This window comes from Bradyrhizobium sp. sGM-13 (assembly GCF_018398875.1).
GTDB lineage: Bacteria > Pseudomonadota > Alphaproteobacteria > Rhizobiales > Xanthobacteraceae > Bradyrhizobium.
The window spans coordinates 143,966-158,999 of sequence record NZ_JAGWDK010000013.1 but is presented as its reverse complement, the minus strand read 5'-3'; the positions used below and the strand labels follow the sequence as shown (position 1 = coordinate 158,999).

The following is a 15,034-nucleotide window of genomic DNA, read 5'->3' as shown; positions in this document are numbered from 1 at the left end:
GCAGGTGCGCCTTTGCCCACCCTACGATTCTCGACGCGTGGCTCAGATCTTCCCGAGCAGCAGCAGGATCAACAGGATCACGATCACCAGACCCAGTCCGCCGCCGCCGTAATATCCGGTGCCATAGAACGGGCCGCCACCGATGCCACTGAAACCACCGAGCAGGGCGATGATGAGAATAATCAGAATGATTGTGCCGATAGACATAAATCTCTCCTGAGCCCGAAGCGGGGCGTGCGTCTATCCTGCCTTCGCGGAGAGTAACAAGCGTGAATCACGAAAGTTCCGGTCTGGGAGGCGATGTACGGTCGTCCCTTACTTTCGAACCGCGTACAATTACATGCAGCTAGATCAGGGAGGATTTTTCAGCGATGACCAAACCGCTCGTGGTTTCCATCCCGCATAGTCTGGGCCGCGAGGAGGCAATGCGCCGCCTCAAGACAGGACTGTCGCGCGCCGCTTCCAGCGTACCGATGCTAACTGTCGACGAGGAGCGCTGGGAAGACAACCGCATGATCTTCCACGTGAGCGCCCTCGGGCAAGGCGCGGCGGGGCATGTCGATGTCGCCGACGATCACGTGCAGGTGGAAGTGGTGCTGCCATGGCTGTTGCAGCGCTTTGCCGAAGCGGCCCAGGCCGCGATCCGCAGCCGCGGCCAGTTGCTGCTGAGCAAGAAGAGCTGACGTATCAGCCGCGACGGCGCCCTGGTGCGGGTTGTGCCGCGCTATTGTACCTTGCTTTCAGCACTGCGACGGGCAGATGCGTCAGCAAGTCTGACAGGCGCAATTGCGCAGCATCGGCGTCGGCAAAGCCTTCCATCGCGTAGCCGCCGACGTTCAACGCGGCGTCGTAGTTCTCCGGACCGGGCCAATGTCTGCCGACATCGGTAAACGGCGCAAACCATCGTGTGACCACGACGATCGCAGCCTCGCGGCCTCGCCGGCGGGCGAACGCGATGAAATGATCGCGACGCGGTCCGCTAACTTCCAAGGGCTCGTAATCACCGCTTGCGAACGTATCGGCGAGCTCAGTTCGAAGCTTGAGCAGATGCCGCGTCCAGGCCAGCTTCAGATGACCGCTCGGCCACTTCTCGACCAGCCGATCCCAATCCGGATTCTCCACCGCACCCAGCCGGCCTGCGCGTTCGGCAAAGTCGACGGGCCGGCGGTTGTCGGGATCGACCAGCGAGAAATCCCAAAGTTCCGTGCCCTGATAGAAGTCCGGCACGCCCGGTATCGTCGCCTTTAGCGTGATCTGGCTGAGCGCGTTCAGGCCGCCCAGCAACGAGAGCCGCTGCGCCAGCGTCTGCAGGGACTTCAGGAATTCGCCTGACAGCGAGGGGTCGAGGATCTTCGCGATGAAGCTCTTGACGCCAGTCTCGTAGGCCGCGTGGGGATTGAGCCAACTCGTTTCCTGCTTGCCCTCGCGCGCCGCCTTCAGCGCATATTCCTGCATCCGGTCAAAAAACGAAGCGTCCCCCGGCTGCCATGCCCCCACCAGCGCCTGATACAGCATGTATTCGAACGCCGCCGAGGGCGCGCGCAGATCGCCATCGACGAGCAGATGCGGCGCGTTGAGCAGTTTCCATCGGGCTACCGTGCCGGTCCATTCGCCCGCAATTTCCGATAGGGCCAGGATTCGAGCGCGGGCATCCTCGCCGCGCTTGGTGTCATGCGTTGCAGTCGCGGTCATGCCATGCGGCCATTCCTTGGCGCGCGCCTCCATCATCCCGTGAAAGTCGTCAACGGATACCGCCCTTGCGGCGGGGTCGCCGCCGACCTCGTTGAGGGCAAGCAGGCGGTGGTAGCGGTAGAACGTTGTGTCCTCCAGCGACTTTGCCATCATCGGTCCGGTGAACTGCTGCATCTTCAAGGCAAACCGGCGCACCCGCGGCGCGCTGTGGTGGATACGTCCGGGCTTAATCAGGTCCATTGTCAGGGCGTCGCGCAGGAAATCGAAAATGCCGTCATCGGCGGCAAACCAGTCGGCGCGCGCCCGTTCGATCGTCCCTGCTATCAACTGGCGGTCGTGCGCGGATGGGCCCGATGCTGTCAGGTAGGTGCGGTAAACCGGGAAGTGCAGCACGTAGAGTTCGAGCGCCTGCCGCAGGCCGTCGGCGGAATAGTCGCGGGTGGAATAGTGCCCGCTGGCAATCCGTGCCAAGAGGCGCGTCAACACCGTGAACTCGCTGGTCAGCAGCGTTTCCAGCACGCGACGCTTTGCATCTCGCAGAATCGGTTCGAGTTTTGGCGAATGGTTGCTGATCTGCCGCCAGACCTCGTCGAGCGGCTCCAGGCCGCTTCCATCGGTCAGCACATGGGTGATCGCGTTCAGCCACTCATAGCCGGTGGTGCCGTGAACGCCGGCGAACGGCGGCAGCTTTTCGTGCTCGCCGAGAATCTTCTCGACCACCACGTAGAAGGGCCTGCTCCGCCCGCCAAAGCCATCGCGGATCAGCCGGCGCAGGCGCTGGAAATACTGGACGGGATCGCGCAGGCCGTCGATGTGATCGAGCCGCAGCCCCGCAAGCTTTTCCTCCGCGATCAGCCGTTTGACCAGGCGATGGATCGCCTCGAAGGTGCCGGCATCCTCGACGCGCAGGCCCGCCAGCGTGTTGATATCGAAGAAGCGCCGGTAATTGATGTCACTGGAAGCGAGCCGCCAGTGGCCGAGCTTGTAGTGCTGGCGTTCGAGCAGATGATGCAGCGCCAGCGTTGCAGCGGCGCGATCCGGCCCGGCCCGATAGGCTGCAACCCCATGCGCGATGATCTCGGCGGCGCCCGTGATGCCTTTCAATTCGGCTTTGAACCCAGGTGCTTCCTTGCGGTTGGGGCGTCGCGGCCCCTGATAGCGGGAGGCCAGCGCAAGCATGGCCCTGCCGGGCGTGCTGTCCTCCGCGCCCGCTTCCTTGACGATCATCCGCAGTATTTCGCCATAACGTTCCGGCGCGATCGGCAGCCGATGCTCAAAGTACCAGGCCGAAAAACTGCCTTCGCCGGCGTCATAGCGTAATTCGATCTCGCCGCTTTCCAGCGCCTGACCGTAGGACGAGCCGATGATCGGCAACAGCACCCCGCCGCGGGCGCGATACGGCAATTGTTCCCAGTCGATGTCGAACGAAGCCGCGTGCGGCGAGGCGGGACCCCATTCCAGCACGTCAAGCCACCATGGATTATCGTCGCAATGCACGCCGACATGGTTGGGCACAAAATCCAGGATCAGCCCGAGATCGTGTTGCTGCAAGGCTGCGCTGAGGCGCTCGAAGCCGGATTCGCCGCCGAGCTCGGGATTGAACTGGGCGTGGTCGATGACATCGTAGCCATGCGCGCTGCCCTTGCGGGCGCGCATGAAGGGCGATGCATAGAGATGGGTGATGCCGAGCGCCTTCAGGTAGGGCACCACGGAAGCGGCGGCGTCGAAATCGAAATCCGCCGACAGTTGCAGGCGGTAGGTCGCGATCGGGATCGCCGGGGGCATTTTCCTATCCGATGCGCCAGTGCACCGACCATGGCGGGACGCTATTGCCCAACTCGCTACCCCAGATCAGGGTTCCTGCAGCTTCGCCGTGGCTGACGGCCTTTTCCGACAGGTTGGCGGTGAGGCGAAGCGCGCTGCCATCGCCCATGCGCCAATCGGCGGTCAGCAACCCGCTGCTTTCCGCGTCTGCTTTCCCAAAAGCTGCGCCGGCCAGCCGCGGTACAATCTCCTGCCGCCGGACCTGCAATAGGTTTCGCACCATGGTCAGGCGTTTCCGCCCCGCCGGAGCGTCGCGGCCATCCCAGTCGAGAACGGCGGAATCGCGGGTCGAAGCGGCCAGCGCGTCGGGGACTTCATCACCATATTCCGCATAGGCCCAGGCCAATTCGATGCGGCGGCCCTTCCGAACCGCGTCGGCGAGTTCGCCGCCGAAATCGCAGAAAAACGGGAAGGGGACCGTCGAGCCCCATTCTTCGCCCATGAACAGCATGGGGATGTGAGGCGCGATCAGCAGGATCTGAAGCGCCGCCTCGATCATCCGCGCGTCGGCGTTGCCTTCTAGCCGGTCGCCCAGCGCACGATTGCCGATCTGGTCGTGGTTCTGCAGGAAGTTGATGAAGGCGGTCGGCGCGAGATGGCCGCTTGGCTCACCACGCCTGACGCCGCGAAAAGCCGATGGCTCGCCCTGGTAGACGAAACCGGATGACAGCGAGCGGGCGATATCCGATCTCGGCGCGCGCTGGTAATCGCCATAATAGCCCTGCTTCTCGCCGGTCATCAGCACGCGCCAGGCGTGATGGTAATCGTCGTTCCATTGCGCGCGGTATTTGCCTTGTGGAGGATCTTGGACGGAATCCAGGATGCTGGCGCGGTTGTCGCCGTTCTCCAGCACGAGGTGAATGTGCCGGCCGGTTTCTGCGGCCAATTGGCCGGCAGCGGCGCTGATATCGTGCAGCAGCGACAGCCCGCCCGGTTCAACGATCGAGTTGACGGCATCGAGCCGCAGCCCGTCGAAGCGGTAGTCGCGCAGCCAGGAGAGTGCGTTCTCGATCGCAAAGGCACGGACTTGCCCGACGCGATAGTCGATCGCACTACCCCATGGCGTGTGGGCTTCGGTGAAGAAGGAGGGCGCATAGCGGCCGAGATAATTTCCCTCGGGGCCGAAATGGTTGTAGACGACGTCAAGTATCACCATCAGCCCGCGCAGGTGCGCCTCATCGATCAGCGCCTTGAGATCTTCGGGGCGGCCATAGGAGCTGTCGGGTGCGTACCACAAGACGCCGTCATAGCCCCAGTTGCGGGAGCCGGCGAAATCCGCCAGCGGCATCAATTCCAATGCGGTGATGCCGGTGGCTACGAGATGGTCAAGTCTGTCGATCATGGCGCGATAGCTGCCTTCCCGAGTGAAGGTGCCGACATGGGCCTCGACGATGACGGCCTCCTGCCATAGACGCCCGCGCCAGTCGGCGGCGCGCCACCGATAGCTGTCATGGTCGATCACTTCGCTCGGGCCGAAAACGTCCTCGGGCTGAAACAGCGAAGCTGGATCGGGGACATCGAGTTCGTCATCGATGCGGAATTTGTAGCGTGCGCCGGCCTTGACGCCGGCAATATCGGCCGTGAACCAGCCGTCCTCGCCGCGCCTCATCGCGTGAGGCTGCTCCAGCATCACCTCGACGCGTTTGGCCGCCGGTGCCCACAGCCGAAACCGCGTGCCGTAGTTTGTCAGAAGCGGGCCGAATTGCCGGTCATTCATGCCGCGCCCGCAAAGACAAGCACCGATCGCGGCGGCGCGCTGGTTTCGACGCCCGAAGCGAATTCGGTGGCGGCCAGCACGGCCTCGGTCGTGTTCAGTACCTGCTGCCAGCTCTTGTATTCGGGCATCTGCGGCAACTTGAAAGCAATCTCTTCGGGCGCAGCATTCAGCACGATAAAGATCGGCGGCTGACCTGGTTCCAAAGGCCCCAGCACATAGGCGAGGAATCGCCCTTCTGGAAAATTCCAGTCGGCTTCCTGCATCTCCTCGGCTGCCGGCGTCAGCCAAAGCACGCCGTAGGAGCCGTCCTTGCGCCGCCCGGAGAGCCAGCGCTGGTAGCGCAGTTGCGGGAAGCGCCGGCGCAGCGCGGTCATGTGGCCCACGAAATCGGTGAGGTCTTCGCCTGGCTTGCCGAGATTTTCCCAGTTGACCCAGCCGATCTCATTGTCCTGGCAATAGGCGTTGTTGTTGCCGTTCTGCGAATTGCCGGCTTCATCGCCGGCTAGCATCAAGGGCGTCCCCTGCGCGAGGAACAGGCAGGCGAGCTGGTTCCTGCGGAGTTGCCGGCGCAGCGCCACGATCGCGGCGTCCGTGGTCGGGCCCTCATGGCCGCAATTGTTGCTGTGGTTGTCGTTGGAGCCGTCGCGATTGTCTTCGCCGTTCGCCTCGTTGTGCTTCTCGTTGTAGCTGAACAGGTCGGCCAGCGTGAAACCGTCATGCACGGTGATGTGATTGATGCTGGCGCGCGTTGCTCGGTTGTCATGGTGGAACAGGTCGGATGAGGCGGTCATGCGGCGCGAGACCTCGCCGATCAGGCTGCCTTCGCCGCTCCAGTAGCGCCGTAGCGCGCTGCGATAACGATCGTTCCATTCCGACCATTGCGAGGGAAACGCGCCGACCTGATAGCCGCCCAGGCCGAGATCCCATGGCTCGGCGACGAGTTTTACGGTTGCCAGCACCGGGTCCTGCCGCACGGCCGTGAGGAACGAGGAATTGCGGTCAAAACCGTTCGGCCCGCGCGCCAGCGTGGTGGCGAGGTCGAAGCGGAAGCCGTCGACGTGACAGACCTCGACCCAATAGCGCAGCGAATCCATCACCATCTGCAGCACGCGCGGATGGGTGAGATTGACCGAGCTGCCGCAGCCGGTGAAGTCGTCATAGTAGCGCGGATGCTCTTTGTTGAGCCAGTAATAGGACGCGTTATCGATGCCGCGGAAACATAGCGTCGGGCCGAGATGATTGCCTTCGGCGGTGTGGTTGTAGACTACGTCGAGCATCACCTCGATGCCGGCGTCGTGCAGCCGCGCCACCGTGGTGCGGAATGCATCGAGCGCATTGTCCTGCGCATAGCGCGGCTCCGGCGCGAAGAACGCCAGCGTGTTGTAGCCCCAGTAGTTGGAGAGCTTCTTTTCCACCAGCACCCGGTCGTCGATCAGGCCGTGGATCGGCAACAGTTCGATGGTGGTGACGCCGAGCCGCTTGAGATGGTCGATCATCGCCGGCGAGCACAGCCCGCCATAGGTGCCGCGCCAGCCCGGCGCCACGTCGTCGCGCCTCTGCGTCAGGCCCTTGACGTGGGCCTCATAAATGATGGTGTCTTCCCAGGCGATGTTCGGCCGTATCTCGCGGCGGCCCCAGTTGAAGGTCTCGTCGACCACGACCGCCTTCGGCATGCCGCGCGCGTTGTCGCGGCGGTCGAACGAAAGATCCTCGCGCGCGCTCCCCGTTCGATAGCCGAAATGCGCGTCGCTCCACACCAGCCGGCCGGCGAGCCGCTTGGCATAGGGATCGAGCAACAGCTTGTTGGCGTTGAAGCGGTGTCCGCGCTCCGGCGCGTAGGGGCCGTGGACGCGATAGCCGTAGAGCTGTCCGGGCGAGACGTCGTTGAGATAGCCGTGCCAGACGTCCTCATTGCGCTCGGGCAGTTCGATTCGCTCGAGTTCGCGGCGGCCCTGGCCGTCGAACAGGCAAAGCTCGACCTTCTCCGCATTGGCCGAGAACAGCGCAAAGTTGGTGCCCCTGCCGTCCCAGCTTGCTCCGAGGCGGGCGGGGCTTCCCGCGGACAATCGCATGCGTCAGCTTTCCGGTACGAGAAAGATCGCAGCCAGAGGCGGAATGGTGAGGCTGAGTTCGGGGATGCTGCCTTCCAGGGTATGGACTTCGCCGACGTTGCCGACATTGCTGCCGCCATAATGCGCAGAATCGGAATTGAGCGCTTCCCTCCACGCGCCGGCGAATGGCACCCGGACGCGGTAATTGTGATAGACATTCGGCGAGAAGTTCACGACCACGAGGCAGCGCGCGCGCGCATCGAAACCCTTGCGCAGCCAGGCAAAGACGTTGCCGCCGGAATCGTGGGTGATGACCCATTCAAATCCCGCCTGGTTGCAATCCATCTGGTGCAGCGCTGGCACGCTGCGATAGAGCCGGTTGAGGTCGCGGATCAGGTTCTGCATGCCGCTATGGCGATGCTGCGCCAGAAGGTGCCAGTCCAGCGAATGATCGTGGTTCCATTCGCGCTCCTGGCCGAACTCGCAGCCCATGAACAGGAGCTTCTTGCCGGGATGGCCGAACATGAAACTGTAATAGGCACGCAGGTTCGCAAAGCGCTGCCACTCGTCGCCAGGCATACGGCCGAGGATCGATCGCTTGCCGTGCACGACTTCGTCATGTGACAGCGGCAAAATGAAATTTTCCGAAAATGCGTAATGCAGGCCGAACAGCACGTCGCCGTGATGGTGCTTCCGGTATATCGGATCCTTGCCGATGTATTTCAGCGTGTCGTGCATCCAGCCCATGTTCCATTTGAAGCCGAAGCCGAGCCCGCCATATTCGACCGGCCGCGAGACCTGCGGCCACGCGGTAGATTCTTCCGCGGCCGTGGTGGCTTCCGGAAAATGCCCGAACAGTTCGATGTTGAAGCGGCGCAGGAACTCGATGGCTTCGAGGTTTTCCCGGCCGCCGAGCCGGTTCGGAATCCACTCGCCGGCGGGCCGGCTGTAGTCGAGGTAGAGCATCGAGGCGACGGCATCGACGCGCAGGCCGTCGACGCCGTAGCGATCGAGCCAGAACAGCGCGTTGGAGACCAGGAAATTGACCACTTCGGTGCGGCCGTAATTGTAGATCAGCGTGCCCCAGTCGAGATGGCGGCCCTGCATCGGGTGGGCGTGCTCGTAGAGTGCGGTGCCGTCGAAATAGCCGAGCCCATGCGGATCGTCGGGAAAATGTCCGGGCACCCAGTCGAGCCACACGCCGAGCCCCTCGCGATGACAGGCATCGACGAGGGCGGAAAAATCTTCCGGCGGGCCGAACCGGCTGGTCGGCGCGTACAGGCCGGTCGGCTGATAGCCCCAGGAGCCGTCGAACGGGTGTTCGCTGACGGGCAGAAACTCGAGATGGGTAAAGCCCATATCCTTTGCATAAGCCGGAAGCTGTTCGGCGAGCTCGCGATAGCTCAGCCATTCATTGCCGTTCTTGCGCCGCCAGGAGCCGAGATGAACCTCGTAGATCGAGATCGGCGCTTCTAGCGCGTTGATGCCCGACGGCGCCGGGCGCGGATGCGGAATTCTGCTTTCGTCGACGACGATCGAGGCCGTTGAAGGTCGGACTTCCGCCGCAAAGGCCACCGGATCGGATTTCAGCGGCAGATGCCGTCCGTCGGAGCCGGTAATATCGAACTTGTACCGGTCGCCGGCGCGGGCATGGGGCACGAACAGTTCCCAATAGCCGACGCCGCGCACCCGCATCGGATGCCGCCGCGCATTCCAGAAATTGAAATCGCCGACCACGTTGACCGCCTTGGCGTTCGGCGCCAGCACCACGAACGCCACGCCGTCGACACCATCGAGTATCATCGGATGCGCGCCGAGCTTGTCGTAGATCCGCCGGTGCGTGCCTTCGCCCAGGAGATAGAGGTCGAAGTCGCTGAGCACGGGCGGAAAGCGGTAGGGGTCGTCGAGATCGACGACGTTCTCGCCGAAGCGGGCGCGGAGTTGGTAGCGTTTCGATCCGTTCGGCAGCGCGCCTTCAAACAGCCCGGCGTCGTGAATGCGCTCAAGCGGCGCCGTCTCGCCTTGCTCGCCGATCGCCTCCACGTTGGATGCTTCGGGGATGAAAGCGCGCACCACGCTGTGTCCGCCTTCGCTGTGCAAGCCGAGATATCGAAACGGATCCGAATGCTTGCCTTCGATGATTGCGTAGGCCTCTGCGGATAGCTTGGTCATGAGGGCTCGAAGAACGGTTGTGACAACATTTTGATAATTCCGCTCAGTGGCACGCGCAGCCATTCCGGCCGGAATGACAGTTCGTGTTCGATCTCGTTCAAGGCCTTCTCGAGCAGGAAGAAGGTCAGCAAGCCGTCTGCCGCCGTCGGATCGGCCGGCCAAAGCCGTTGGTCGGTCATCGCTTCGCGATAGGCGGCGAGAAATGCGGCCGTCGCCCGGTCCCGCCATTCGCCAAGCGCCGCGCCGAGCTTGCCGTGGTCATCGTGGGCCACTTTGAGCGCGCGCTCAAGCGCTGCGGTTGCCGAATAATCGATCGACCGGATCAGGCTTGCGATGTCGCGTGCTGCGGGCATCTTGCGCCGGCGTTCAGCGATACTGCGCCGCGGCGCGCCTTCGAAGTCGACGATGAAGATGTCGTCCTTGACGATCAGCAACTGGGTGAGATCTAGGTCGCCATGGCCGCGAATGTTGGCGGCGTCGGCCTCACGCAGCAGCAGCGTTTCCAGCCAAGCCGGCAGGACCGGCTGCAACGCCAGCACCTGATCGGCCAACGCCCGGTCGGCTTCCTTCAGCGTATCTCGCCGCTGCCGAAGTGCATCAAAGACGCGCCCGGCGCTGAGCATCAGATCGTCGACCCAGCGCTGCACGTCGTCGCCGCCGGTCGGCTCCGGCGCGAATTCGGCAAGCTCGGCGTTGCTGGCGAGCGCAACATGCAGCTCGGCCACGCGCCGTCCGGCCTGCGAGATGTAGCGCAGATAAGGGATCTCTTCCTCGCGCTCGCCGGGATGGATGCTCGCTGCGAGCAGGCTCTGCTCCTCGACGAAGCGATCGAGATAGGCCGCACTCATGGTCCAAAGGTCGCCCTGATTGGCGATGAAGGCGTGAACGACGCCGACCGCGCTCTTCTCGTTGCCTTCGACCAGCTCGGCGCTGCCGAGCAGCGCCGGCGCATTGGGAAAGTTGGCGACATCAGTCAGGAAGCGTCCCATCTCGACTTCGGGATTGGGGCCGGCCTGAAGTGTCCGGTAGATCTTGACGACATAGTCATTGTCCACCAGCGCGGTGCTGCGCGGCAGTTCGGATTCAATGGTGCGGATGTGCTCGGGCTGCCGGATCGGCTTGTCGCCGAAGCGGCTGGTCGGGCGGAATTCGAGCCGCAAGCCCTGTTCGCTCTCGTCGACCGTCAGCGACTGCTGCAGATTGCGCAAAAATAGCGCGACGAAGATCTGGTCGGTGGCAACGTCGAGCAGCGTTCCCTCACGCGCGCCCTGGCGAACGGCGGCCAGCGCATGCGGATTGTAGCGCTCGCGGTCGAAGCGCACCCATTCGATCTGCATCGGCAGCACGTAACGCGTGGTGACGCCGCGCTGCGTCGCTTCGAAAAAAGCGAGCCACGGCCGGTTGTCGCCGATGTCGCAGAACGGAATCGCCGACGTCAGTTTCGGATGGATCGCCTTGGCCGAGCGTTCCGGGTACCAGCGGCTGCGCGCCAGATGTCCCGGAAGCACGTCGCGCTCGAACACGCCGCGCTCGCGCGCCAGCGATACCCAGGTCGCGTTCAACGGCACCACCAGCGTTTCGAACTCGGGCACCGCGCGCTGCGGCACCGGCGCCGATTTGTCGCGCTCCTGCAGTTCGAACCAGTAGAAGCCGTAAGGCGACAGCGTGATCATGTAGGGCAGCTCGCCGATCGCCGGGAAGCGCGTGCGGCCGAGCATTTCCAGCGGAATGCGGTCCTTGAAGGCGGAGAGATCCAGTTCGGTCGCCTGAGCCGATCGCGACAGATTGGCGACGCACAGAATGACCTCGTCCCGGTACTGGCGCACGTAGCACAGCACCGAGCGGTTTTCCGGGCGGATGAATGTCATGCTGCCGCGGCCGAAGGCGAGCGTGGATTTGCGAACCGCGATCAGCCGCTTGGTGGCAGAGAGCAGCGAGGAGAGGCTGCGCGACTGCGCCTCGACATTGACGGACTCGTAGCCATAGACCGGGTCCATAATGGTCGGCGCGTAGAGCCGCGCGGGGTCGGCACGCGAGAAGCCGCCGTTGCGATCCGGCGTCCACTGCATCGGGGTGCGGACGCCGTTGCGGTCGCCGAGATAGATGTTGTCGCCCATGCCGATCTCGTCGCCGTAATAGATGATCGGCGTGCCCGGGAACGAGAACAACAGCGAATTCATCAACTCGATCTTGCGCCGGTCATTGTCCATAAGCGGCGCCAGCCGCCGCCGGATGCCGACATTGATGCGGGCGCGCGGATCGTTGGCGTAGGTCGACCACAGGTAATCGCGCTCGACGTCGGTGACCATTTCCAGCGTCAGTTCGTCGTGGTTGCGCAGGAACAGCGCCCACTGGCAATTGCCTGGAATATCTGGCGTCTGGCGCAGGATGTCGGTGATCGGAAAACGGTCTTCCTGCGCGATTGCCATGTAGATGCGCGGCATTAGCGGAAAATGATAGGCCATGTGGCATTCGTCGCCGCGGCCGAAATATTCCTGCACGTCCTCCGGCCATTGATTGGCCTCGGCCAGCAGCACCTTGCCCTTAGCGTAGGCGTCGAGCTCCTGGCGCAGTCGCTTGATGACCGCGTGAGTCTCGGGCAGGTTCTCATTGTTGGTGCCGTCGCGCTCGCAGAGATAGGGAATGGCGTCGAGCCGGAAGCCGTCGACCCCGGTGTCGAGCCACCGCTTCATCACCTGCACCAGCGCGCTCACCACGCGCGGATTGTCGAAATTGAGATCCGGCTGGTGCGAGAAGAAACGGTGCCAGTAGAACTGGCCGGCTTCCGGGTCCCAGGTCCAGTTCGACTTCTCTGTATCGGTGAAGATGATCCGCGTGCCCAAATATTTCTGGTCGGTATCGCTCCAGACATACCAGTTGCGGGCAGAGGAATTCGGATCCGAGCGGCGGGCGCGCTTGAACCAGTCGTGCTGATCGGAGGTGTGGTTGATGACGAGCTCGGTGATGACCCGCAGGCCGCGCTTCTTGGCTTCCTGAATGAAGCGCCTGAAATCCTTCATCGTCCCGAAATCGGGGTTGATGTCGCCGTAGTCCGCGATGTCGTAGCCGTCGTCGCGGCCGGGCGAGGGATAGAACGGCAACAGCCACAATGTGGTGACGCCAAGGTCCTGCAAGTACCCCAGTTTCTCCGTCAGCCCGGCAAAATCGCCGATGCCATCATTGTTGCTGTCGGCGAAGGCCTTGACGTGCAACTGATAGATGATCGCATCCTTGTACCAGAGCTCCTCCGTGGCGACGTCGGCTGCGGGCAGCTCCTTTGCTTCGACCACAAGGCTGCTATCCGGATTCAGCGGATAGGAACCGTCGATAGGAAGGGAGACGCCGGCGTTGGAGCTCTCGGCGGTTTGCGCTTTTTTGTTCACGGTGATGCCATTGCCATGGAAATGACGTCCCCGTTTCGTTTGCAGAAAGGGAGACGTTCCGGACATAGAGATAGAAGCCGCTCGGCTTGCTTTGGTTCCAGGGGAACCGTTGGCGGGCCCGAACGTTAGACACGGTCTATCTCCTTCCCGTAATTGGACAATTTCGCGACATCGGTTTGATGTTTGCGTGCAAAGTACGTGCCGAATGGATCTTTTCGCTCAAGCTAAAGCCCTGGGAATTCAAACCGAATTCCTGGATGGTCAGGGTAATCGCCGTGTGACAGACGCGGCCGCCCTCAAAATAATCCTGGATGCCCTGCCGCCGCAGGCGCCGGGACCACTAGTCGGCCACCCGGTCGTGGTCCGGTCCGGACGGCCGTCGCGAACCGAACTCCCCACAGCCACGCTCCCGGCGGAGTGGAAAATCGTTGCGGATTCAGGAGTTATCGCCAAGGGCGAGAGCTCGGATCATGCCATCGACTGGCCCAGAGACCTGCCGCTCGGCATCTACCGGCTGCAGGTGAGCGATGCCGCGAGAGTCGAGGATGTGCCGCTGATTTCGGCGCCGGAACGGGCGTTTGGCGGCGAGTTCGACCGCTGCTGGCTGCTCGCGGCCCAGCTTTACGGCGTCCGCTCGGCGCGCAATTGGGGCATGGGCGACTTCACCGACCTCGCAAGCCTGATCAAACTCGCCGACCATCTCGGGGCCGACGGCGTCGGCCTCAATCCCTTGCATACCCTGTTCGACGATCGCCCGGGCGATTGCAGCCCGTATTCGCCAAACAGCCGGTTGTTTCTCAACGCGCTCTATATCGACGTTGAAAAGATTCCCGAATATCGGCTCGATTCCGAAACAAGCGAGGCGCTGGCGCCGTTGCGGGCGGGCGACGTCGTCGATTATGTCAGTGTCGCCGGTTTGAAATGGCGTGCGCTTCGCTCCGCCTTTGCTGCCTTCAAGGCCAATGCCAACCCGACCCGCCGACAGGATTTCGACAAATTCCGTACCGAGTGCGGTACCTTGCTGTCGCATTTTGCCTGCTTCGAGGTACTCCGGAACAAATTCGGCAAGCCGTGGTGGGAATGGCCAGAAGAGTGGCGGCAGCCGGACGACGCCAGATGCGCCGCCTTGCGCCAAGGCCCGGACGCCGGTGAGATCGAATTCGTCGAATTTGTGCAATGGACCGCAGACCGGCAGCTCGGCGCGGCCAGCGATCTGGCGAAGAAGCTTGGCATGAAGGTCGGGCTCTATCTCGACGTTGCGGTCGGCGTGCAGGCCGACGGGTTCGATGCCTGGAACGAACAGGTCGCGATCTCACGCCATCTCGGCGTCGGCGCGCCACCCGATCCGCTCAACACCGCCGGCCAGACCTGGGGCCTTGCCGGCTTCAATGCGGCAGGGCTCGAGCGGCAGTCCTTTGCGCCATATCGCGACATGCTGCGCGCCTCGATGCGGCACGCCGGTGCGATCCGGCTCGACCATGTGCTCGGGCTGAAGCGGCTCTATCTGGTGCCGCAAGGCTTCACCGCACGCGACGGCGTCTATGTGCAGATGCCGTTCGAGGCGCTGCTCGCGGTGACCGCGCTGGAAAGCCTCACGCAGCGCTGCGTCGTGATCGGCGAAGATCTCGGCACTGTGCCGGAAGGCTTTCGCGACCAGATCGCCGATTGGGGCATCTGGTCGTATCTCGTGATGATGTTCGAGCGCGACGACCACGGATCGTTCCGCAGCATCGATCATTACCTGACCAACGCGCTCGTCACCTTCAACACCCATGATCTCTCGACCTATGCCGGCTGGCGCTCGTTCGGCGATCTCAAGCTGAAGCGCTCGCTCGGGATCGATCCGGGCGAGAGCGACGAGGCGCGCTGGCACGCACTTGCCATGCTGGACGACGTGCTGCGGCATCACGCCATCTACCGCAACGATCTCTATTCGGTTGCGAATTTCCTGGCGCGGACCAAGTCGCGGCTGCTCGCGGTCTCGCTGGAGGATCTGCTCGGGGTGGTCGACCAGCCCAACATCCCCGGTACCGTCAACGAGCATCCGAACTGGCGGCGGCGGCTTCCGGTGTCGATCGAGGAGATGACGTCCACGGTCGACATCGCCGCACTCAAGGCGGCAACCCATGAGCGGTCGCGCGCCGCGATCTGATGAGTTCGAGGAGGAAGGCAGAGCGGGATGACGATTGGAAGAA

Annotated in this window: 8 protein-coding genes; 2 read left to right on the top strand and 6 right to left on the bottom strand. The window is 63.1% G+C overall.

All coding sequences use genetic code 11. The features are described from left to right. Positions 1-42: 42 nt before the first annotated feature. Entirely contained in the window at positions 43-207 is a 165-nt protein-coding gene (locus KJQ96_RS21375) for a DUF3309 family protein (RefSeq protein ID WP_065727178.1), read from the bottom strand. A 164-nt stretch (positions 208-371) separates the two neighbouring features. On the opposite strand from KJQ96_RS21375, the gene KJQ96_RS21370 reads away from it, so the two are divergent. Then, entirely contained in the window at positions 372-683 is a 312-nt protein-coding gene (locus KJQ96_RS21370; protein WP_213288507.1) for a polyhydroxyalkanoic acid system family protein, read from the top strand. A gap of 4 nt (positions 684-687) precedes the next feature. Here the strand turns inward: KJQ96_RS21370 and treY are convergent, their stop codons facing one another. From treY to treS, 5 genes are read right to left on the bottom strand one after another with little or no spacing between them, the layout of a single operon-like run. Next, on the bottom strand, positions 688-3,477 hold the full coding sequence (gene treY, locus KJQ96_RS21365; protein ID WP_213288506.1) for a malto-oligosyltrehalose synthase: 2,790 nt from the start codon (positions 3,475-3,477) through the stop codon (positions 688-690). Between the two features lie 4 nt (positions 3,478-3,481). Further along, positions 3,482-5,233, bottom strand: coding sequence for a malto-oligosyltrehalose trehalohydrolase (treZ, locus tag KJQ96_RS21360; RefSeq protein ID WP_213288505.1), 1,752 nt, complete (start codon positions 5,231-5,233; stop codon positions 3,482-3,484). After that, positions 5,230-7,305, bottom strand: a complete 2,076-nt coding sequence (gene glgX, locus KJQ96_RS21355) for a glycogen debranching protein GlgX (RefSeq protein WP_213288504.1) — start codon at positions 7,303-7,305, stop codon at positions 5,230-5,232. Before glgX ends, treZ begins: the two co-directional genes overlap by 4 nt. A gap of 3 nt (positions 7,306-7,308) precedes the next feature. Then, positions 7,309-9,456 carry a 1,4-alpha-glucan branching protein GlgB gene (gene glgB, locus KJQ96_RS21350; RefSeq protein ID WP_213288503.1) on the bottom strand — a complete coding sequence of 716 codons (2,148 nt, stop codon included), beginning with the start codon at positions 9,454-9,456 and terminating at the stop codon, positions 7,309-7,311. Further along, positions 9,453-12,746, bottom strand: a complete 3,294-nt coding sequence (treS, locus tag KJQ96_RS21345) for a maltose alpha-D-glucosyltransferase (RefSeq protein ID WP_375293194.1) — start codon at positions 12,744-12,746, stop codon at positions 9,453-9,455. The genes glgB and treS overlap by 4 nt, the downstream gene beginning before the upstream one ends. Before the next feature lie 298 nt (positions 12,747-13,044). Here treS and malQ point away from each other — a divergent pair, with 298 nt between their 5' ends. After that, positions 13,045-14,991, top strand: coding sequence for a 4-alpha-glucanotransferase (gene malQ, locus KJQ96_RS21340; RefSeq protein ID WP_213288502.1), 1,947 nt, complete (start codon positions 13,045-13,047; stop codon positions 14,989-14,991). The last annotated feature ends 43 nt before the right edge of the window (positions 14,992-15,034 follow it).